A 21,595-nucleotide genomic window follows, 5' to 3' on the forward strand; every position below is an offset into this window, starting at 1 on the left:
CTTTGGCAGCGGATCTTGGCGCCGCGGCAACCGTAGTATGGTTGCCGGCATGCAGCTCAAACATTTCGCCGGTGTCCTGGCTGGCAGCCTTGTGTTCGCCACAGCCACGGCAGGGGTCACCGCAGCCAAGACCCCCTCCTATCCCGATGCCGATGCCAGCGACCCCGCAAAGCTGGGCTGGATGGTGGGCTCGCCGCCGCCGCCGGACCGCATGCTGCGCTTCGACGATGGCTCCTATTTCCAGTTTCCCGCCATGCGCTGGAGCGTCTCGCACTTTCGCCAGCTCATGCCCACGGTGAATGTGTCGCGCGGCCTGGCGCCTGCAGCGCCGCTGGCCCAGGCGTTGCGTGACGACATCGACGAGTTGCGCTTCACGCCATTGGGTGCCAGCCAGCCCATGACCTGGCGCGATTCGCTCAAGGCCAACTACACAGACGGCATCGTGGTGCTGCACAAGGGCCGCGTGATCTATGAACGCTACTTCGGCGTGCTCAAACCCGAAGGCCAGCACGGCGCCATGTCGGTGACCAAGTCCTTCGTCGGCACGCTGGCGGCCATGCTGGCTGCCGAGGGGCAGCTCGATCCCTCGCGCCGCGTGTCGGAGTACGTGCCCGAGCTGGCGGCCTCGGCCTTCGGCAACGCCACGGTGCGCCAACTCATGGACATGACCACGGGCATACGCTTCAGCGAAGACTATGCGGACCCCCAGGCCGAGGTCTGGGCGCATGCAGCGGCCGGCAACCCGTTGCCCAAGGCCAAGGACTACACCGGGCCGCGCAGCTACTACGAATTCCTGCAGACCGTGAAGCCCGAAGGCGTGCACGGCAAGGCCTTCGGCTACCGCACGGCCAACACCGATGCGCTGGGCTGGGTGCTGGCGCGCGTGAGCGGCCAGTCCGTGGCCGAACTGCTGTCCGAGCGCATCTGGAGCCGCCTGGGCGCCGAGCAGGATGCCTACATGTCGGTGGACTCCACTGGCACGCCCTTTGCAGGCGGCGGCCTGAACCTGGGCCTGCGGGACCTGGCGCGCTTTGGCGAGATGCTGCGCAACCGGGGCCAGTTCAACGGCCAGCAGATCGTTCCCGCAGCCGCCGTGGACGATATCCGCCGGGGCGGCGATGCGGCGGCCTTTGCCAAGGCCGGCTACAAGCTGCTGCCGGGCTGGACCTACCGCAACATGTGGTGGGTCACGCACAACGCCCATGGCGCCTTCGCCGCACGCGGCGTGCATGGCCAGACCGTCTACATCGATCCCAAGGCACAGATGGTGATTGCGCGCTTCGCTTCCCACCCGGTGGCTGGCAATGCGGCCAATGACCCGACCTCGCTGCCCGCCTACGAGGCGCTGGGCAGGCTGCTGGCGGGGGAACGCTGACAGTGCTGAAGCGCTGAAGGGGCGCGAATTTCCCGCATAGGCTTCGGCGGCCAGGGGGCACCGCCTGCAAGGACGCGTATTGTCAAGAAAATTTGCTAACGTATGTAGCATCTTCTTGCAATAAGTAATTCTTCTATGTTCCAGTCCCTGCGTGCGCGACTCATCGCGCTCAGCGTGGCCATCGTCACCGTGGCCATGCTGGCCCTGGCCATTGCCAACTTCCTCACGGTGCAGCGCCATGTGCTGTCCACCCTCGACGACCAGAGCCGCCAGCTCGTGAACGCCCAGGCCCAGGTTCTGGGCGAATGGGTGGCGACCAAGCGCCTGCTGACCCATACCCTGGCGCAGGCGGTCGATACGCCGGAGCCGCGTGCAGTGGTCCAGGCGCTGCGCGACGGCGGCGGCTTCTCGGATGCCTACTTCGGCTATACCGACAAGCGCATGTTCTTCCTCAACGAGATGGCTGCGGACTACGACGTGACGGCCCGCCCCTGGTTCAGGCAGGCGCTGAAGGAAGGCAGGCCCATCGTGACGGCGCCCTATCTGTTTGTCTCGCCACCCGAAGTGGGCGTGACCTTTGCCGAGCCCGTGGGCCCGGCCGGCAATCCCGTCGCCGTGGTCGGCACCGATGTGCTGCTGACCACGGTGGTGCGCACCGTGGGCGCCATCAGGCCCACGCCGGGCAGCTTTGCCTTCTTGGTGGATGAGGCGGGCGCCATCGTCACCCATCCCGATCCGGCACTCACGCTCAAGCCCGTCTCCGCGCTCTCGCCCCAGTTGCGTGCCGACGCCATCCAGGCCCTGCCCAAGGCGGACTCCGGCATGCACACGGCCGTCGGCGGCAAGGACTTCCTGCTCTACGGCCAGGGCGTGCCCGGCACGAACTGGCAACTGGTGGTGGCCGTGCAGCGCGACGAGGCGCTGTCCGCGCTGGGTTCGCTGCTCAAGGTGTCGGGCGCCATCGTTGCCATTTCCCTGATCCTGGCGATTGCGCTGCTGGGCGCCGTCATCGCCCGCGTCACGCGCCGGCTGGCCGTGGTGCGCGATGCGCTGGAAGACATCGCCTCGGGTGACGGCGATCTCACGCGCCGCCTGTCGGTGCAAGGCAATGACGAACTGACGCAGATCGCACGCGCGTTCAACCACTTCACCGACAAGATCGCCTCGGTGCTGGTGCGCATCCGGGAATCGTCCGAGACCGTGCGCCATGCCTCCACCGAAATCGCCAGCGGCAACCAGGACCTGTCGGCGCGCACCGAGCAGCAGGCCAGCTCGCTGGAGGAAACCGCTGCCGCCATGGAGCAGCTCACGGCCACCGTGCAGCACAACGCCGAGAATGCGCGCCAGGCGCGCCAACTGGCCAGCAGCGCCTCGGACATCGCCACGCATGGCGGCACCGTGGTGGACCAGGTGGTGCGCACCATGGGCGGCATCGAGCAGTCCTCGCACCGCATTGCCGACATCATTGGCGTGATCGACTCCATTGCCTTCCAGACCAACATCCTGGCGCTGAACGCCGCCGTGGAAGCGGCCCGCGCCGGCGAACAGGGCCGGGGCTTTGCCGTGGTGGCCTCCGAGGTGCGCACCCTGGCCCAGCGCAGCGCCACGGCCGCCAAGGAGATCAAGGCGCTGATCGACGATTCCGTGGGCCAGGTCGATGCCGGCAGCCGGCTGGTGCAGGACGCGGGCGCCACCATGGGCAAGGTGGTGGAAAGCGTGCAGCGCGTGACCGCCATCGTCACCGAGATCAGCAATGCCAGCCAGGAACAGAGCACGGGCATTGCCGAGATCGGCACGGCCGTCAGCCAGATGGACCAGTCCACCCAGCAGAACGCGGCCCTGGTCGAAGAGGCCACGGCCGCGGCGCAGTCGCTGCAGCAGCAGGCCGCGCAACTGGCGGACGTGGTGGCAGGCTTTCGGCTGGACAGCGAATCATCCCGGTCCAGGAGCATCGCCCTGCATAGATGAAATCGGCGCCGCACGGCAGGCAACCCACCGCCCTGCCCCACCGCCCTGTCCCGGCGGCGCCGGTCCGGTTACTGCAGCGCGATTGCGGCCTGCCGCACCAGCTTCTCCGTGCGGGGGACCTCGGTTTTGACGAAGGCCTCGAAGTCGGCAACGCTGCCGCCACGGGCTTCGGCGCCGGTGGCCACCAGGCGCTCGCGGAACTCAGGGGTGTTCAGCAGCTTGTTGATCTCGGTGTTGAGCCGGGAGACCACGGCCGGCGGCGTGCCGTGGCTGGCCACGATGCCGTACCACGGGGCGATGTCAAAGCCCGGATAGCCTTGTTCGGCAATCGTCGGGATGTCCGGGGCCATGGCGGCGCGGCTCGCAGTCGATACGCCCAGGGCCCGCAGCTTGCCGGCCTTCACCTGGGGCAAGGCGGTCATGATGGTGTCGAAGTACAGGGAGACCTGGCCCGATATCAAGGCTGGAATGGCCTCGGCCGCACCCTTGTAGGGCACATGCACTATGTCGATGCCAGCGGCCTGGCGCAGGAACTCGCCAGCCATGTGCGAGGTCGTGCCGGCCCCGAAGGAGGCATAGGTCAGCTTGCCGGGGTTTGCCTTGGCATAGGCCACCATCTCAGCCAGCGTACTGAACGGCAGGGACGGGTTCGCCAGCAGCACATTGGGCGTGACCGCCACGATGGCCACCTTCTCGAAGGCGTCCGGGTTGTAGCTCAGCTTCTTGTACAGAAAACGGTTGGTGACCATGGAGGCCGGCCCGCTCATCAGCAGGGTGTAGCCGTCGCCCGGGGCCCGGGCCGCGGTGTCGCTGCCGATCATGGCGGCCGCACCCGGCTTGTTTTCCACCAGCACGGGCTGGCCCAACGAAGTGCTCAGCCCGGCCCCCACTTGCCGGCTCAAAAGATCCGTGGCGGACCCGGCCTGAAAGGGGACGACGATGCGTATGGGCTTGCTGGGCCAGGCGCCGGCCCCCTGGGCAGAGGCTTGAGCGGATGCGACAAGGGCCAGGGCAGACAGCATGGCCGTGGCCAGGGGAGTGCGGAGCGTTTGGAGAGGCATGGTCTTCTTCAGGTTGGAGAGCAGGCATGGCGAAGGAACAGGTTCCAGCTGCCATGGGGAAAATGCATAGATATTTAGATATTTGTATCCAATCATGCAGAAGATTAGCAAGCAATAATCGAACCAGCTCTAGGGAAAACCGCCTCTTGCCATCATCTGCACAGGCATGGCTGCGTGGAAACCGGCACAAACGGGGTCCCGGGAGGCGCAGGCAGGTCCCCGTAGAATCGGCGGGCCCCTGCCCTGGGCGAAAGACACCGGATAAACCATGCTGACCGACCGACGCGCCTCGTTTGACACTGTCCATGCCACGGCACAGGAAGAGGCCTACCAACACATCAAGCGCGGCATACGCACGGGCGAACTGCGCCCGGGCATGCGGCTGGCACCGGATGACATCGCGGCCGAAATTGGCACCAGCCGCATGCCCGTGCGCGAGGCGCTGAACCGCCTTGCCACGGAGGGGCTGATCGTCAACCGCCCCAACCGTGGCTCGGTGGTCCGGGTGCTGACCGAAAAAGAGGTGCGCGAGGTGTTCGCCATGCGTTCGGTGCTGGAGGGCCTGGCGGCCACCCTGGCGGCCGAGAACGTGACCACCAATGACATCCACGATCTGGAGCAATTGCTGCAGCGCATGCACCGCAGCGGTCTGAATGCATCGGAATGGATCACGGCGCATCGCCAGTTCCACGAGCGCCTGTGCACCATTGCAGACGCTCCCCAGCTGATGCGGCAGATCGCGTCCCTGCACTCGGTCTCCGAGCCCCTGATGCGGGTGTGGCTGGAGGGCAAGCCATCGACGGACTACGTGCATGACAGGCACGAAGAACTCATAGGCGCATTGAAGGCCAGGGATGGCGCAAAGGTGGAAGCCCTGATGCGCGCCCACATCCTGCGCACGCTTCCAGGCATCCTCCAGGCGAACCAGGCCGACTGAAATCCGCACTGAAAGCCGCGCCGGCCCCTTCGCTGTCAAGACAGCCTGGAGCCAGCGCGCAGGCTGCCGTCCGTCAGGAGCGGTTGGCGCCCATGGCGCAGCCGTCCTTGCGGTGGTCGGATGCGCCGTGCAGCACACCGTTGTCCCAATCCACCCGAATGGCCTGGGCGCCGCCGATGGCAGGATAGCCGGGCGCCACCAACCGGTAGCCCTGCTGCTCCAGCGCCTGCGCGACATGCTGCGGCAAGGTGCTTTCGACCTCCACCTTGTCGGTGCCGGGAATGGGGAACAGCCGGGGCAGATCGCTGGCGGCCTGGATGTCGCAGCCGTAGTCGATCACCTTGGACAGAAAGTGCGCATGGCCCATGGCCTGGTAGTGGCCGCCCATCACGCCGAACACCAGCTCCACGCGGCCATCCTTCGTGGTCATGCCGGGGATGATGGTGTGCAGGGGCCGCTTGCCTGGCCCGATGCAATTGGGGTGGCCCTCAGCCAGTTCAAAGCTCTGGCCCCGGTTGTGCAGCAGCACGCCTGATTTGGGCGCCATCAGGCCGGAGCCGAAGGGGTGGAAGATCGAGTTGATGAAGCTGGCGCAGTTGCGATCCTTGTCCACCACCGAGATGTAGACCGTGTCCTTGTGCTCCGCTGCCGCATTGGTCGCCGGGGTCTTGAAATGCTCCGGGAACTCGCCGTTGCGCAGCTGGGCGGCCAGCTCCTGCGACACCAGATAGTCGATGTCCACATCGGCAAAGCGCGGATCGGCCAGCAGCGCATCCCGCACCCGGTAGGCCATGCGCGTGGCATCGATCTCGGCCTTCAGCCGCTCGGGCGAGAGCGGGTCCGTGCCCGGCTCCAGGCCCTGCAGAATGTTCAGCAGCAGCAGGGCAATGATGCCTTGGCCCGGAGGCGGGCACTCGTGCACCACATGGTCTCGGAACCTGCTCTTGACCGGCTGCACGAACTCGCCACGATAGGTGGCGAAATCCTCAAGCGTGTGCACGCCACCGAGGCTGCGCAGATAGGAGACGATGTCCTGCGCGACCTCTCCCTCGTAGAAGCCGGCGCGGCCCTGCTCGGCGATTTTTCGCAAGGTGGCGCCCAACTGCGGCTGGCGGTGAACCGATCCGATGGCCGGTGCCCGGCCATCGACCAGCATGATGTCGCGCGCAGTGGTGGCGGCCAGCAGTTGCGTGTGCATGGCCCAGTCGGTGCCGGCGCGCGGCGCCACGGCATAGCCCTGCTCGGCGAAGCGGATGGCATCTTCCAGAAGGCGGCCCATGGGCAGCCGGCCGAACCGCTCCGTCAAGGCGACCCAGGCGTCCACGGCGCCAGGCACCGTGACCACGTAGGGCGACTGGCGGCGCAATTGCTTTTCCTCGCCCGAGGCAAGAACGGCCTTCAGGGAGGTGGCCTGGGGCGCCCAGCCGGCGCCGTTGTAGGCCGTGATCCGGTCGGAGCCCTTCTCGCTGTACAGCGCAAAGCAGTCTCCTCCAATGCCGGTGGAGCCAGGCTCCACCACGCACTGGACCGCACAGGCCGCGACGGCGGCATCCATGGCGGTGCCGCCGGCCTCCAGGATGCGAACAGCGGCCTGGGTGGCGGCCGGGTGCGAGGTTGCCGCCATGCCGTGCGTGGACATGACGACGGAACGGCCAGGATTCTGGAAATTACGCATAACGGTTCTTCTTCCTTGTGTTGCTGGGACTTGGATTTCGGGCAATGAATGGGGGGCCGGGAGGCTGCCAACGCTGCTTGCAGCGGACCGCCATCGACGCAGGGCGCGAGGCAGCCTCGAGATTACCGTATCCTGATATCTTTGTATCCAATTTTTCCAAAGATACCCAAGCAATCACCATGCCTGGATTGGCCGTACAAAATGCACCATCAGAGTGCGCCCTGGACCCTGACAGCCAAACCTAGAATGACGACCGGGCTCCGCCCACCCCAGAACCATCACCATGCCGCCACTTGCCACCCCCTCGCCCGATGCGGCTCAGACCAGCGCCCACGAAGAGGCCTACCAACACCTCTCTCATGGCATCCGCATGGGGCTGCTGAAGCCGGGCGACAGGCTGGTGGCCGATGACATTGCCAACTCCATCGGCATGAGCCGCATGCCGGTCCGCGAGGCCTTGCGCCGGCTGACTGCGGAAGGCCTGTTGGTCATGCCGCCGAACCGGGGCGCGATCGTGCGGGAGCTTTCCGAGAGCGAGGTCATCGAGGTTTTCGAGATGCGTGCCGTGCTCGAAGGCCTGGCCGCAGCCATGGCCGCCAGACGCTGCACCCAGGCGGATGTGGACGACCTGCAGGACCTGCTTTTGAAAATGAAGCGCTGCGAGAGTGACCAGTCGGAATGGATCACGGTGCACCGGCGCTTTCACGAGCGCTTTTGCCGCATCAGCGCAGCCCCGCGCCTGTGCGAGCAGATCTCGGCCCTGCATTCGGTGGTCGAGCCGCTGATGCGGATCTGGCTGGAAAACAACGAGCCCTCGCCGAAGTTGCAGGAGCACCACCAGCAACTGGTGGCCAGCCTGCAGGCCGGTGACCCGGATCGCATGGAGCGCGAAGTGCGCGCGCATGTGCGTGGAACGGTAGACAGCATCACGCAGGCCATGCGCAGACATCGGCCGCCCCAAGGCAAATCGCGCGCCAAGGCCTGACCTTGGCGTGGGCGATACGCCCTAGCCTCTCCTGTCCTTGAGGCGCGTCATGGAGCGGCGCGCCGCGGACAGGCTGCCGCGCCGGCCCAGCGAAAGCCCCGCGCCGGCATCCGGCAAGGCACCGCCAGCGGCCAATCGCTGCTGCGCCTCCAGCAGGCTGCGCAGGTCCGCCGCACGCTCCTGCGCCAGGGCGGCCGCATTCTGGGCGGTCTGCAGCTGGGAGTGCAGGCTCAGCTGCTCCTCCTCGCTCTTTTCATAGCGGCCTTGCAGCTCTGCAAGGCGGGTCGCTGCCTTGCGCTCCTGCTCGGTGGCTGTCTTGCGCGCAGCCGCCAGTTCCTGGCGTGCGCGGTCCACTTCGTTGAGCATGTGGCGCTCATTGCCCGCGTATTGCTCGGCCATGCGCTGGCGCTCCAGCGCGGCGGACTGCATTTCCTCGCCATGCTTTTGCTGCAGCGCCTCGCGCTGGCGGGCCGCTTCGGCCAGCGCATCGCGCATTTCCTCCAGACGCTCGTCGCGGTCCTGCAGCTGCTGCTGCATTTCATCCAGCCGGCGCGACAAGTCCTGCGACTGCGCCTGGGCCACTTGCAGGGCCTGGTCCATGGCCTCTTTCTGCGCCTGCATGGACGCCTCGCGCCGCGCCATTTGCTCTTGCTGCTCCTGCAGCTCGGCCTGCGTGGCCTGCGCTGCTTCCTCGCGCGATTGCAGCGCGGCGCGGGCGGCCTCCATGGCGGCTTCCTGGGCAGCGTCCCAAAGCTGCTGCGCCAGGCGCTGAACGGGATCGGGTACTGACGAGGGCAGCAGCTCGCCCTGCCCTGCCGCCACGCCCAGGCGCTGGCCCAGGGTGGCAAACCAGGTTTCCAGCATCGGGCTGACGGTATTTGGCGAGCCTCGGCCGATTTGCTGGCGCACGCGCTCGATGGTCGGCCGCAGGCCCTGGGCGATCAAGGCGTCTGCCGCGGCCCAGACATCGGCTTCCTGCACGCCGCGGGTGGATGTTTTCTGCATATCGTGAACTATTTTCCAGATTACCAACGATAAGTGATTGTTATCGTGGGTTATTTTAATTCTACGTAATACATCATATGTTAGATGTATTAAATATTACATATGAAATTTTCATACAGTATGGATACGTACATTACACGGCTTTGCCCAGGCAAAAGGCCGCTGCAGCCTCTGGAAAGCTTGGAAACTGAACTTTGCGTGGCCTGCATTGCCGCAGGCGCCGCGGCGGGCGGCCCTGCTGCGCCGGGCGACAATCCACGGATGCGCAACGGCCCCTTTTCGCTGATTCCCCAAGCCCCCGCCTCTGGAAGACACAAAACAAGGCAGCACCCTGCCCTCTGCGGGGCTGGAGCCTGCCGCCCAGCAGGCCGTGCGCGAGTTGCTGCGCGAGGGCGAATCCACCAACACCAGAAACAGCTACCAGAGTGCGATGCGCTACTGGGCCGCCTGGCATGCGCTGCGTTTTGAGCGGCAGATGCAGCTGCCGCTGAATGTGGCCTGTGTGCTGCAGTTCATCATCGACCACGCCCAGCGGCAGACCGGCGCGGGCCTGGCCAGTGAAATGCCGGCGCACATGGACCGCGCCCTGGTCGAGGCCGGATACAAGGCCCGCGAAGGCCCCCCTGTCGCACAACACGCTGGTGCACCGCATGGCGGTGCTGTCCAAGGCCCATCAGGTGCACGGTTTGGCCAACCCCTGCCAGGACGGCGCGGTGCGCGAGCTGATGTCGCGCACGCGCAAGGCCTATGCGCGGCGCGGCGAGCAGCCCGCCAAAAAGGATGCGCTGACGCGCGACTTGCTGGAGCAATTGCTGCAGACCTGCGATGACAGCCTGCGCGGCCGCCGTGACCGCGCCCTGCTGCTGTTCGCCTGGTCCAGCGGCGGGCGCCGCCGCTCGGAGGTGGCCGGGGCCGACATGCGCCACCTGCGCGCCGTGGGGCCGCAGGAATTCATCTACACGCTGGCGCACTCCAAGACCAACCAGTCCGGGCGGGATGCGCCCGAGAACCACAAGCCCGTGACCGGGCGCGCGGCCCAGGCGCTGGCCGATTGGCTGCGTGCCGCTGCCATACAGGAAGGGCCGATCTTCCGGCGCATCCGCAAAGGCGGCCATGTGGGCGAGCCCCTGTCGCCAGCGGCCGTGCGCGACATCGTGAAGCAGCGCTGTGCGCTGGCGGGCGTGGAGGGGGATTTCTCGGCGCATTCCCTGCGCTCGGGCTTTGTGACCGAAGCCGGGCGCCAGAACGTGCCCCTGCCCGACACCATGGCGCTGACGGGGCACAGCAGCGTCAATACGGTGCTGGGCTATTTCCGTGCGGATTCCGCGTTGAGCAACCGTGCGGCCCGGCTGCTCGATGCCGGTGACGACGATGCGGCCGCCGCCGCGCAAGGCAGCGGCCGGCCGCAGTCCTGAGCCGCTGGCTCAAAAGAGCTCAAAAGCTCAAAAAGCTCACTCCTGTACCGAGGTCCGCGTGCCGCTCAGGCCCAGCTTGCGCAGCAGCGTGGTGTCGGCTTCCACATCGGGGTTGCCGGTGACCAGCAGCTTGTCCCCGTAGAAGATGGAATTGGCGCCGGCCATGAAGCACAGGGCCTGCACGGCGTCGCCCAGCTGCTGCCGGCCCGCCGACAGGCGCACGCGCGCCGTGGGCATGGTGATGCGCGCCACCGCGATCACGCGCACGAAGTCCAGCGGATCGACAGGCTCGCTGTCTGCCAGCGGCGTGCCGGGCACGCGCACCAGGCTGTTGATGGGCACGGATTCGGGATGGGGATTGAGATTTGCCAGCTGGGCGATCAGGCCCGCGCGGTGCACAGGCGCCTCGCCCATGCCAATGATGCCGCCGCAGCACACGCTGATGCCCGCGCCGCGCACGGCCTTGAGCGTGTCCAGGCGATCCTGGTACTGGCGCGTGCTGACCACGTCCTGGTAGTACTCGGGCGCGGTGTCCAGGTTGTGGTTGTAGTAGTCCAGGCCCGCTTCGCGCAGCGACTGCGCCTGGTGCGGCTGGAGCATGCCCAGCGTGGCGCAGGTCTGCATGCCCAGACCCTTCACGGCGCCGATCAGCTCGTTCATCTTCTCGATGTCGCGGTCCTTGGGCGCGCGCCAGGCCGCGCCCATGCAAAAGCGCGTGGCGCCCGCGTCCTTGGCGGCCTGGGCGGCCCGCGTGACTTCGTCCACGCTCATGAGCTTTTCCGCCTTGACGCCGGTATCGAACTCGGCCGCCTGCGGGCAGTAGCCGCAGTTCTCCGGGCAACCGCCCGTCTTGACCGACAGCAGCGTGGCCAGTTCGATATCGCCAGCGGGCCAGTGCTCGCGGTGCACGCTCTGGGCCTGGAACATCAGGTCCATGAAGGGCTTGTCCAGCAGTTCCTGAATGGCCTGCACGCTCCAGGCGCCGTCAAACGGCAGCGTGTCGCTTTTGGAGGGGCGTGCGTGCCATTGCAATGGGCTGCCGGCCGCAGGCTGTGCGGGGCTGTCGGAAGTCGTCGGGGTGGTGCTGCAGGCGGTCATCAAAAACTCCTCTGTGGGTCTGCTTTTTTCATTCTGATGAGCAAAAAACCGTCTGGGAATGAAAAAGCCGGCTCCCTGCCAAAAATAGTTGCCGCATTTTCAGGGGCTGCAAAAAGAGCGAACTTCGCTTATTTTTGAGCGCCGTTTGCTGCGTTTTGGCAGAAGTTTTTCTGCCTGCATGCTTCATGCTGCAAGCGCGCAGCCATTGGCGGCCAACATCGCTCAATTGTCCGAGGCAGGCCGAAAAAGATGTGCAAGCGGGCGCAGGCCTTGATTCCCAATACCTGCCAGATGCCTCTCCAAAACGACCACAATGGGTGCCCGCCGTCGTCGCCACGGCGGTTTTCATTGCCACGGCCCGTGCTTCCACCCGCTTTCCACCACTTTCCCCCGATTCGCTCCGATGTCCCTGCGCTCCCTGGAATTTCCCACTGATCACGGCCAACCGCTGCTGCTGTCGCGCGAGCAGCAGGCCATCCTGGCGCATGAGGGACGTTCGGCCATCGTGGCGGCGCTGGCGGGCGTAGGCAAGACGACCACGCTGGCCTGCAAGGTGGTTCAGGCCTGCCGCAGCGGCCAGGCCCAGCGCATCCTGGTGCTGGCCTATTCGCGCTCCGGCGTGGCGGCCTTTCATCACCGGCTCAAGCAACTGGTGCGCGAAGTGCCGCCCCAGGTACAGATCACCACGGTGGAGCGCTGGGCGGCCCAGCAGATCCGCCGCCGCGACCCTGCTGCCCGCTTTCTGGCCGACCGCGTGGCACTGCAGGCCCGTGTGCGCGAGGCACATGCCGCGCTGTGCGATCGGCTGGCCTGGCAGCCCGACCCTTTGTTCGAGCAGCCCGGCGATCTGGATCTGGACGCCTTCTGGGACTTCAACCTCAGCGCCAAGAAGTCGTTGCTGCCCCAGCGCCTGGCCGAGGAAGGCATGGGACTGGCCAGTTTCTGCGAGGAGTATTTGCTCGACTACCGCATGGCCGGCCTGTTCTTCGAGTACGAGCGCCGCCGCATCGACCACTGCGGCGACCCGCTGTACTACGCCGAAGGCGACTGCAGCCATGCACTGGCCAGCGACGTCCTGCAGGGCCAGGCGCTGGACCTGCCGCGCTACGACCTGGTGGTGTTCGACGAGATGCATGACCTGGACCCGGCCTCGCTGCAACTGCTGCGCGCCCTGGTCGGAACCAGCGGCTGCGCCTTTCTGGGCGCAGGCGACTTCAACCAGCACATCGAGGCGCAGGCCTGGTCCGTGTTCCGCGACAAGCTCCACCAGCTCGATGACTTTCTGCCCCAGGCCACGGCCACGCTGGCGCTGACCCAGTCGCGGCGCTTTGGCCCGCAGATCGCCAAGGCGGTCAATGCGCTGTTCAACGTTGGCCTGACTGCGGCGCCCACGCGCTTCAGCACCGTGCAGCAACTGCAGCACACCGATGACAGCCAGTGCATTGACCAGTTGCTGCAGATCCAGGCCGGTCTGGCGCGCGGCACGCCAACGGCGGCGCCGGGTGAGCCCCCGTCGCCCGGCGCGCGCAATCCCTCGCTGACCGTGATCCTGCGCCATGAGCAAGATGCCTGCGCGCTGGAATGGGCCATCCACCGCGCCGGCAAGTCCGCCAGCTTCTACGGCTTCAAGCGCTTTTACCTGCAGCGCGAGATTGCCCTGCTGCTGGGCCTTTGCTACGCACATGGCATGCAGGCGCTGTCATGGAAGGCCGAGGTCAGCGTGCTGGGCAGCGAGATCCTGGCGGCCTTTGTGGAAGGTGCGCTTTTCTACGGCAAGGGCAGCGTGGATGGTGCCGACATGGCCGATCCGTCAAGCCGCCATACGCTGGCCCAGCGCATGGCGGGCGAGATGCTGCACAACCCGCAGATCATCTGGCGATTTCTGGGCAACCAGTCCAGCCTGCAGGGTGGGCAACGCAACTTCCAGGCCTTTGGCAGCTTCTTGCAACTGCCCCTGGCGCTTCAGTCAGACGCACGCAGCCTGCTGGAGCAGGCCGATGTCTGGGGCCTTTTTGCGGGCGTGGCCCTGTCGCAGGCCCAGGCGGCGGCCATGCGTCAGCGCGTGAAGGCCTTCATGGATTCGGTGGCGGGCATGGCCGTGCCCGACATGCTGGCCCAGGTGGCCGCCATGGCTACGCGCTTCGAACGAACCGTGCGGGCCGAGCGCGGCTTCGACTTTCATCTGAGCACCATCGAGGAAGCCAAGGGCAAGGAATACGAGCATGTCGCCCTGCCCTTCATGGAGCCTGGCCGCTTTCCGGCCTCGGCCCCGCACGCGCTGGCCTTTCTGGAGCGCAACCGCCTGTACGTGGCCATGACGCGCGCCCGAAAAAGGCTGTGGCTGCTGGAGCATGCCGAGCGGCGCGTCCAGCCTTTCGCCTGAAGGCGTCTCAGCCCAGGGCGGCGATCACCTCGGCCGGCGCCTGCACCAGCTCGATCAGCACGCCCTCGCCAGCGATCGGAAACTCGTCATTGCTCTTGGGGTGCAGAAAGCAGATGTCGTACCCGGCCGCGCCCTTGCGGATGCCGCCGGGCGCAAAGCGCACGCCCTGCTCCGTCAGCCACTGCACGGCCAGCGGCAGGTCGTCGATCCACAGGCCGATATGGTTCAGCGGCGTGGTGTGGACGGCGGGCTTCCTGTCGATGTCCAGCGGCTGCATGATGTCCACCTCGACCTTGTGCGCGCCCTGGCCCATGGCCAGGATGTCTTCGTCCACGTTCTCGCGCTCGCTCTGGAATGTGCCGGTCTGGGTCAGGCCCAGCATGTCAACCCACAGGCGCTTCATGCGCTGCTTGTCGGTGCCGCCGATGGCCACCTGCTGTATGCCCAGAACCCGAAAAGGACGCTGTTCGCTTGCCACTGTCTCACTCCTGTTGATTTATGAAGAATCACATTGTGGAGCCAATCCGCAAGGCCGCAGCCCATCGCACAGGCAGCTTAGAACTCCCCCAGCACCCATCCGCTGATCACCGCAAAGTACTCGCGCAGCCAGGCGTTGGCGCGGATGGTCACGGGCGTGGGCGCACCCACGGTGAAGGCCTGGCCGTAGCCGCTGCGCTCGGCTATCCAGCCGGCGCGCAGGGTGTGGAAGTCGCTGGTGACGATGGCGATTGCCGCCTGCGGCTCCACCCCGCGCGCCTGCAGCAGGGGCAGGCTCCAGACCAGGTTCAGCGCCGTGCTGGTGCTGCGTTCCTCCATCAGCAGGCGCTCGGGCGGCAGGCCGTGGCGCTGCTGCAGATAGCGCGCCATGATGGCGCCTTCGCTCTCGCTTTCCCCAAAGTCCACCCCGCCGCTGGTGAGCACCAGCGCCTTGGGCTGGCGGGCGGCCAGCTCGGCAGCGCGATCCAGCCGCTGGGCCAGCGTGAGCGACGGCTGACCGTCACGCGTGGCACTGCCCAGCACCACGATGGCCTGCACCGGCTGGTCCGGTGGCAACCCGGACGAGGCGGACAGCAGGTGCGCCCAGAACACCAGCAGGCTGACCAGCCAAATCGCCAACGCCGCCCAGCCCAGCCACCAGGCGCGCCGCAGCCATGCACTGGCGCGCAGCCTGCGCGCAATGGCCGAGCGCCAGAAGCTGCAGGCCATGAACAGCAGGCCCAGCACCGCTGGCAGCGTCACGCCCAGATTGAACATGCCTCGCGCCATCAGCACCACGGCATCGCCCAGCAGTACGGCGCCAGTTATCAGGCCCAGCCACTGCAAGGGCCCCAGCCGCCGGAAGCCCGCGACGGCGTTGCGTCCGGGCACTGGCCCGGGCGCGGGAGAGAGCTTGTGCAACAAGCGCCCTCAGTTCCAGCGCTGGTTGGGGCCACCGGCGCAGGACCACACGATCACGGGCTGGCCGGGCCGGGCATTGCCGCCTTCGATGTCCAGGCACTTGTTGGCAAAGCGGCTACGGATCTGGCCACGGCTCCAGTCCCATTTCTGGTTGGGCTGGTTGCGGCATTGCCAGGCAATCACCCGTGCACCATTGCGGGTGTTGCCATCGGCCACGTCCAGGCACAGGTCGCCCACGCGCATCTCGCCATCACGCGTCAACGTGAAACGCTGGTTCTCACCGCCGCTGCAGTGGTAGACGATGAGCCCATTGCCTGGGCGAAGACCTCCGGATATATCCAGGCACAGGCCGTTCTGGCCCCGCACCTCTCGCCCGCCCCACGAGGGATAGCCGGGCTGCTGGCCCGGATAGCGGTCATCGTTCCACTGGTCGTCGCGGTCACGCTCGCGGTCCTTGTCGCGCTTGTTCGCCAAAATGGCGGCGCCGGCAATGGCTGCCACGGCGGCACCGGCGATCCATGCGCCCGTGTTGTCGCTCCCGCCTTCCTGGCCCTGCGCGCCCTGGGGCAGGCCGGTCAGGATGCGGAAACGCCCGCCGCAGCCGTCCTTGACCCACATCTCCCGGCGGCCCAGGTCGTAGCCCCAGTTTTGGTTGTAGCTGCAGTTGCCAGCCAAGGTCTCGACCAGTTGCACCTGCTGCGCGTCGTCGGGCAGGCTGTAGGTCTGGTAGCGGCCATTGGACATGAGCTGCACCGTCTCTTCGCCTGCATGCGCAGGCAGAACCGGCAGGATGAAGCTGCTGGCCAGCAGGACGGAAATGCATTTCTTGATTTGCATGGGATTTCTCGGGCTGCGTTGATCTGAGGGGCGGCCGCATTGCGCACGGCACTCGACTGCGAGCCCAGCATGAACCCGGCTTCCCTCGACAAGCCATGGAGTTTAGCCAAGCATTTTGTAGGAACAGGGCGAAACCACACCGCACGGGCCACTCATGGCAGGCGTTCAATGATCCGGAGGCAAAAAAAGGAGACGGAGGGCAGGCCGCACATGGCTTGTGCAAGCATCCTGTCTCGGATTCGCTGCGGGTAACAAAACCATACATATGATGACGAGTTCGACATACAAGGAGCCAATTCATGATCATCGGGATTGACCTGGGCAGTACCAATAGCTTGGCTGCAGCATGGCAGGATGGGAAAGCAGTTCTGATTCCCAATGCCCTGGGCGATTTCATGACGCCCTCCTGCGTCAGTCTGGATGATGATGGAAGCGTGCTGGTAGGCCGTGCGGCGCGGGAACGTCTGCAGACCCATCCGGAACGCACTGCCGCAAATTTCAAGCGTTTCATGGGCAGCAACAAGGGGGTGCATTTGGGGAATCGACAGTTTCGCCCGGAGGAGCTGTCGTCACTGGTGCTGCGGGCACTCAAGGCCGACGCCGAGGCATTCCTGGGACAGACCATCGAGGAGGCCGTAATCACCGTACCGGCCTATTTTTCGGATGCGCAGCGCAAGGCCACGCGAGCGGCTGGACAGCTTGCAGGCCTGCGCGTCGAGCGGTTGCTCAATGAACCCACTGCCGCCGCCATGGCTTATGGCCTGCACCAACAGGACGCTGAAACCCGCTTCCTGGTCTTCGACCTTGGCGGCGGGACATTCGATGTCTCCATCCTGGAGATGTTCGATGGCGTAATGGAGGTGCGCGCATCAGCCGGAGACAACTTTCTGGGAGGAGAGGACTTCCTGCAAGCTCTGGTCGATCTCTTCATTGAGCGTCAGGCGCTGTCCGGGGACCTACTGAAGGATCGACGCTTCATGCAGCGGCTCCAGGCTGAGGCCGAGCGTGCCAAGAGGGCGCTGAGCGACCAGCCGAGCACCTCCATCCGTCTGGAGCACGAGGGCCGAATCCTGGAGATGCCGCTGGATGAAGCACTTTTGGAGCAAACCTGCAGAAGCTTGCTTCAGCGGCTGCGCATGCCGGTCGAGAGAACGCTGCGCGATGCCAACCTTCGAAGCGCCATGCTCGACAACATCGTGCTCGCCGGAGGGGCCACCCGCATGCCGGTGGTGAGGCGCCTTGCAACAACGATGTTTGGCCGGTTTCCTGCGATCGATTTCAATCCTGATGAAGTCGTGGCACTGGGTGCCGCGGTGCAGGCAGGGCTCAAAGCCAAGGATGCTGCGCTCAGGGAAGTTGTGATGACGGATGTCTGTCCCTACTCGTTGGGGGTGGCAGTCAGCAAACGCATGCCGGATGGCTCCTCGATCCAGGGGCACTTCGACCCTGTCATCGAGCGCAACACTACCGTGCCTGTCAGCAGGGTCAACAACTATGTGCCGACTTCCCCGTACCAGTCGTTCATCGACCTCGAGGTTTACCAAGGGGAGTCCCGCATGGTCCGCGACAACATTCATCTTGGCGATTTGCGCATTGAATTGCCTGGATTGGCTCTCGAAGATTCTTGCGTGGATGTGCGCTTCACCTACGACGTCAATGGATTGCTGCAGGTTGAAGCCAAAGTACTCAAGACGAACAGGACATTCAGCCTGCTCATCGAAGGAAATCCCGGCGTGCTGTCGGAAGAGGACATCGTTGAACGCCTGGCTGCGATGGATGCGTTGAAGATCCATCCTCGCGACACCATCGAAAACCGCACCACGCTGGCGCGGGCCGAGCGCGTCTATGCACAGATGCGCGGCAATGCCAGGCAGTGGCTGAGTGAGCAGATTCTTCAGTTCGAAGCCAGCCTGGCAACCCAGGACTCCCGTGTGGCAACCAAGGCACGTGTCCTCTTGGATGAACAGCTCTCCCATCTGGAGCGCAGTGCAGCGGTGCTGGCTGATGATGCAACCTGATCCGCCGACAGCGACGCACATGCCTCTTCCCTTTCTTGCTCGGCTGGGTCTGGATCTCGACGCTGACGAGCGCGCGATTCGTCGTGCCTATGCCCGCGCACTCAAGGAAATTGACCAGGAAACAGACCTTGAAGGTTTTCAGGCATTGCGGGAGTCCTATCAGGCCGCGCTTGCCTGGCACGCCCAGCACCGTCCTGAAACGGCAATGCCACCCTCAAGTTCAGACAGCAAGGAAGACGCACCGCACTCGCGGAACTCGTCCGACGCGCATATCGATACGGGGAATACGCCTTCCTGCAAGGCAGACCCTGCATATTCCGCCCGCACCATCGACCATGCCCGGCAGATAGCGCACGCACTACTGGCAGACCTGCGCAAAAAGCTGGCAGCCGGGTGGCCCCAAGACCGTACTGCTGCCAGCATCTGGCTGAACGAGGTTCTGAAGGACCAGCGCCTGATCGACATGGATGCGCGCCACTTCTTTGAATGGGGCATGGCAGCCCTCCTGGCTGAGGGCTGGCAACCCCGCAAGGAGTTCCTGTTCGGCCCTGCGATAGATTGCTTTGGCTGGAAGCAAGACCGTGGCCGCCTTGCAGCATTTGGCCATGCCGGGGCCGTCGTGGCATCCGCCATTGGCGAACTGGAGTTCTTCGACACCAGACCAAAGCACGTACGGATAGCGCAAAAGGAATTGATCCAGGGTCTGCGCGAAAGCAGCAAGCCGCCGACATCGACGCTCTTGAAGCACAGGGCCACGTTGCGGGATGTCGTCCAACACTACCCTCACTGGCTGCACATCATCACCGACACACGCAATGCGAAGCGCTGGCTTGAGTGGGCAGATCAGATACCGCGATGGCGTCAACGATTGGCTCCCAGCGCCTCGTCCAGTACGAGCGAGAGAAAAGGTGGAAATTTCTGGTTTGGCTGGATTTTTCTTCTCGTGCTTGTCCTGTCAACACTTGGGAAGATCTCCGCGCTCGTGAACTCATCTGGGCCATCCGTGCCGAGGCACAGCCCTCCCTTGACCACTCAGTCGTTCGCACCGCCTGCGGCTGCAACTGACGGCACTGCCTCCAGCTTTACCAGAATCGTCAAGGACTTGCCTGCTTCCAGCGCGGCGCCTGTCCCCCTTCCCCTGGACGATGACTCCCTCAAACTGCCGCCTGCGGCCGAGCTTCCTCGGCATCTGCAGGCTCCGCGCCTGGCTTATCCGGAGCAGGCCAAGCGCCTGCGACAAGAGGGCAGGGTCGTGATCAAGGCGCGAATTGAACCTGACGGCAAGATTCGTCGTGCAGAAATAGACCAAAGCTCAAGCCACGCCATCCTGGACGAAGCAGCGATGGCCGCCGTGTTGAAGGCTTCCTTCATTCCGGCGAAAGACAGCTCAGGCGCGTCGGTCCCCAGCGTCATCAAGATTCCTATCAAATTTGAGCTCGGCAACTAGAACGTGTTACGGGCCTGCGGAGGGAATGCGTGCCTGCTTCGATCAAGCTCCTGTAAACCGCGCCACCCCCGCCCGAAACTCCCCACTCCCATAAACCACCGACACCAGATCCTCATCATTCAGCCGCTGCTCCACGATGATGCGCCTCAGGCTTTCCTTGACCGCTGACTGGGTGGTTGCCGACAAGGCCATGAGCTGCTCGGCCAGCGCCTGAGCCTGGGCTTGCAATTGATCTGCCGGCACCACCGAATGCACGAACCCGCAGGCCTCGGCCTGCCCGGCTGACAGGTAGTCCGCCAGCAGCAGCATGCGCTTGACGCGTGGCACGCCCAGGCTGGCCACCAGGCGTGCGATGTTGCGTGATGACAGCGTGTTGGACAGCGTCTTGGCAATCGGCGCACCGAAGCGCGAGCCGGAGCTGCAGATGCGAAAGTCGCAGGCCGTGGCCAGGGCCAGGCCGCCGCCGACGGCCCAGCCGTCGATGACGGCGATGGTGGGCACGGCGATGCGCTCCACGGCGTCGATCACGCGCTCCACGAATGCTTCGTACGCAATGCCTTGCTGGCCGTCATGGAAGTCCTTGAAGTAGGCGATGTCCGTGCCCGAGATGAAGGATTTGCCGCCCGCGCCGCGCAGCATCACGCAGCGGACGGCTGGGTCGGCCTGGCAGCGCTCCAGGGCCGTGAGCAATGCCTCATACATGGGCATGCTCATGGCGTTGTGGCGTTCGGGGCGGTCGATGAGGATCTCGGCCGCGCCCCCGGCGTGAACGGTCAGCGCCACGGATTCATGCAGGGCCGTGCTCATGCGGCGGCCTTCAGTGCCTGGAGCTCGGCCATGATTTCTGCGTTGTGCTCGCCCAGCAGCGGCGGATGGCGGCGCACCTGCTGGGGCGTGCCGAGCATCTTGACGGGAAAGCCGATGTTCTTGACCTTGCCTTCGATGGGATGGTCGATCTCCATGCACATGCCGCGGTGCTGGCCGTGTTCACCCTCGAAGGCCTGCGGATAGGTGAGCAGCGGGCCTGCGGGAATGCCTGCCTCCAGCATGCGGTCCACCCAGTCGGCGCTGTCGTGGTGGGCAAATTCCGCTTCCAGTGCCTCTATCAATGCCTCCCGGTGCTTGAGGCGCAGCGCCACGGTGGCGTAGTCCGGATGTTCGACCAGGTCCGCGCGTTTGATCAGCGCGCACAGCCTGGCCCAGAGCTTCTGGTTGGTGGCGCCCATGACGAAATAGCCGTCGCGCGCCTTCACGGCCTGGTAGGGGGCGCTCATCTTGTTGCTGGTGCCCAGCGGCGCGGGCGGCACGCCGGTGCCCCAGTATTCGGACATGTCCCAGATCGAGAAAGCCATGGCCGAGTCGAACAGCGAGGCGTCTATGTGCTGGCCCTGCCCTGTCTTCTGCGCGCCGATGTAGGCGGCCAGCAGTCCGTAGGTGGCGAACAGTGCGCAACCGATGTCGGCCACGGGCACGCCGGCCTTGACGGGTTTCTCTCCCTTGTAGCCGGTGACGCTCATCACGCCCGACATGGCCTGGGCCATGAGGTCGAACCCCGGCCGCTGGGCCCAGGGGCCGCTCTGGCCGAAGCCCGAGATGCTGACATAGACGATGCGCGGATTGATGCGGCGAATGCTTTCATAGTCGATCTTCAGGCGCTGGACCACGCCTGGCCGGTAGTTCTCGACGATGACATCGGCTGTCGTGGCCAGCTGGTAGAAGGCCTCACGCCCCTCCTCGCTCTTGAGGTCCAGCGTCAGCGACCGCTTGTTGCGGTTCATGTTCAGAAAGCCCATGCTGTCCGGGCCCTTCATCTTGAAGCCCATGGCGCCCCGCGTCTGGTCGCCGGTGCCCGGAGGCTCGACCTTGATGACATCGGCGCCCAGGTCGGCCAGCAGCATGCAGGCAAATGGGCCGGCCATGACCTGGCTGACGTCGAGCACGCGGATGCCTTGCAGGGGCAGTTGCAGCGGGTTGGATTGGGGATTGCTCATGC

General features: G+C 65.3%; 17 protein-coding genes and 1 pseudogene. 8 read left to right on the top strand and 10 right to left on the bottom strand.

The annotated features are described in order from the left end of the window. Positions 1-49: 49 nt before the first annotated feature. Together A4F85_RS07040 and A4F85_RS07045 are read left to right on the top strand one after the other, a co-directional pair. A complete protein-coding gene (locus tag A4F85_RS07040; RefSeq protein WP_197485464.1) occupies positions 50-1,375 on the top strand; it encodes a serine hydrolase domain-containing protein in 1,326 nt (441 codons plus the stop codon). A 135-nt stretch (positions 1,376-1,510) separates the two neighbouring features. Then, complete coding sequence (locus A4F85_RS07045) at positions 1,511-3,343, top strand: methyl-accepting chemotaxis protein (protein WP_063326144.1); 1,833 nt, start codon at positions 1,511-1,513, stop codon at positions 3,341-3,343. 68 nt (positions 3,344-3,411) lie between these two features. Here the strand turns inward: A4F85_RS07045 and A4F85_RS07050 are convergent, their stop codons facing one another. Beyond that, positions 3,412-4,404, bottom strand: coding sequence for a Bug family tripartite tricarboxylate transporter substrate binding protein (locus A4F85_RS07050; protein ID WP_063326145.1), 993 nt, complete (start codon positions 4,402-4,404; stop codon positions 3,412-3,414). 268 nt (positions 4,405-4,672) lie between these two features. Between A4F85_RS07050 and A4F85_RS07055 the strand changes: the two genes are divergently transcribed. Continuing rightward, positions 4,673-5,341 (top strand): GntR family transcriptional regulator, encoded by a 669-nt coding sequence (locus A4F85_RS07055; protein ID WP_012205610.1) that lies wholly within the window; start codon positions 4,673-4,675, stop codon positions 5,339-5,341. 73 nt (positions 5,342-5,414) lie between these two features. Here A4F85_RS07055 and A4F85_RS07060 read toward each other — a convergent pair whose 3' ends face one another. Beyond that, positions 5,415-7,016, bottom strand: coding sequence for a gamma-glutamyltransferase family protein (locus tag A4F85_RS07060; RefSeq protein ID WP_063326146.1), 1,602 nt, complete (start codon positions 7,014-7,016; stop codon positions 5,415-5,417). A 283-nt stretch (positions 7,017-7,299) separates the two neighbouring features. On the opposite strand from A4F85_RS07060, the gene A4F85_RS07065 reads away from it, so the two are divergent. After that, positions 7,300-8,001 (top strand): GntR family transcriptional regulator, encoded by a 702-nt coding sequence (locus A4F85_RS07065; protein ID WP_013802419.1) that lies wholly within the window; start codon positions 7,300-7,302, stop codon positions 7,999-8,001. Positions 8,002-8,022: 21 nt separating this feature from the next. Here the strand turns inward: A4F85_RS07065 and A4F85_RS07070 are convergent, their stop codons facing one another. Next, on the bottom strand, positions 8,023-9,006 hold the full coding sequence (locus A4F85_RS07070; RefSeq protein WP_013802420.1) for a DNA-binding protein: 984 nt from the start codon (positions 9,004-9,006) through the stop codon (positions 8,023-8,025). 261 nt (positions 9,007-9,267) lie between these two features. On the opposite strand from A4F85_RS07070, the pseudogene A4F85_RS07075 reads away from it, so the two are divergent. Then, positions 9,268-10,421, top strand: a pseudogene (locus A4F85_RS07075) (site-specific integrase). 36 nt (positions 10,422-10,457) lie between these two features. On the opposite strand, the gene bioB reads toward A4F85_RS07075, so the two are convergent. Both bioB and A4F85_RS30440 read right to left on the bottom strand, forming a co-directional pair. Beyond that, positions 10,458-11,519 carry a biotin synthase BioB gene (gene bioB, locus A4F85_RS07080; RefSeq protein WP_063326147.1) on the bottom strand — a complete coding sequence of 354 codons (1,062 nt, stop codon included), beginning with the start codon at positions 11,517-11,519 and terminating at the stop codon, positions 10,458-10,460. A gap of 28 nt (positions 11,520-11,547) precedes the next feature. Continuing rightward, complete coding sequence (locus A4F85_RS30440) at positions 11,548-11,874, bottom strand: hypothetical protein (protein ID WP_156516981.1); 327 nt, start codon at positions 11,872-11,874, stop codon at positions 11,548-11,550. 48 nt (positions 11,875-11,922) lie between these two features. Between A4F85_RS30440 and A4F85_RS07085 the strand changes: the two genes are divergently transcribed. Beyond that, positions 11,923-13,902 carry a UvrD-helicase domain-containing protein gene (locus A4F85_RS07085; protein ID WP_063326148.1) on the top strand — a complete coding sequence of 660 codons (1,980 nt, stop codon included), beginning with the start codon at positions 11,923-11,925 and terminating at the stop codon, positions 13,900-13,902. Positions 13,903-13,909: 7 nt separating this feature from the next. On the opposite strand, the gene A4F85_RS07090 is transcribed toward A4F85_RS07085, so the two are convergent. The 3 genes from A4F85_RS07090 to A4F85_RS07100 form a co-directional block, all read right to left on the bottom strand. Further along, positions 13,910-14,380: a VOC family protein gene (locus A4F85_RS07090; protein WP_026062485.1), complete on the bottom strand. Its 471-nt coding sequence runs from the start codon at positions 14,378-14,380 to the stop codon at positions 13,910-13,912. Positions 14,381-14,457: 77 nt separating this feature from the next. Beyond that, positions 14,458-15,300 (bottom strand): YdcF family protein, encoded by an 843-nt coding sequence (locus tag A4F85_RS07095; protein ID WP_063326149.1) that lies wholly within the window; start codon positions 15,298-15,300, stop codon positions 14,458-14,460. 9 nt (positions 15,301-15,309) lie between these two features. After that, entirely contained in the window at positions 15,310-16,137 is an 828-nt protein-coding gene (locus A4F85_RS07100) for a lectin (protein ID WP_063326150.1), read from the bottom strand. Positions 16,138-16,436: 299 nt separating this feature from the next. Between A4F85_RS07100 and A4F85_RS07105 the strand changes: the two genes are divergently transcribed. Further along, positions 16,437-18,155 (top strand): Hsp70 family protein, encoded by a 1,719-nt coding sequence (locus tag A4F85_RS07105; RefSeq protein ID WP_063326151.1) that lies wholly within the window; start codon positions 16,437-16,439, stop codon positions 18,153-18,155. Further along, on the top strand, positions 18,142-19,602 hold the full coding sequence (locus A4F85_RS07110; RefSeq protein ID WP_197485465.1) for an energy transducer TonB: 1,461 nt from the start codon (positions 18,142-18,144) through the stop codon (positions 19,600-19,602). Before A4F85_RS07105 ends, A4F85_RS07110 begins: the two co-directional genes overlap by 14 nt. 42 nt (positions 19,603-19,644) lie before the next feature. Here A4F85_RS07110 and A4F85_RS07115 read toward each other — a convergent pair whose 3' ends face one another. Further along, the gene (locus A4F85_RS07115; RefSeq protein WP_063326153.1) at positions 19,645-20,409 is read right to left on the bottom strand and encodes an enoyl-CoA hydratase; all 765 of its coding nucleotides are present in this window, start codon (positions 20,407-20,409) and stop codon (positions 19,645-19,647) included. After that, positions 20,406-21,593 (bottom strand): CaiB/BaiF CoA transferase family protein, encoded by a 1,188-nt coding sequence (locus A4F85_RS07120; protein WP_063326154.1) that lies wholly within the window; start codon positions 21,591-21,593, stop codon positions 20,406-20,408. Before A4F85_RS07120 ends, A4F85_RS07115 begins: the two co-directional genes overlap by 4 nt. Between the last annotated feature and the right edge of the window lie 2 nt (positions 21,594-21,595).

This window comes from Delftia sp. GW456-R20 (assembly GCF_001622915.1).
Lineage (GTDB): Bacteria > Pseudomonadota > Gammaproteobacteria > Burkholderiales > Burkholderiaceae_C > Comamonas > Comamonas acidovorans.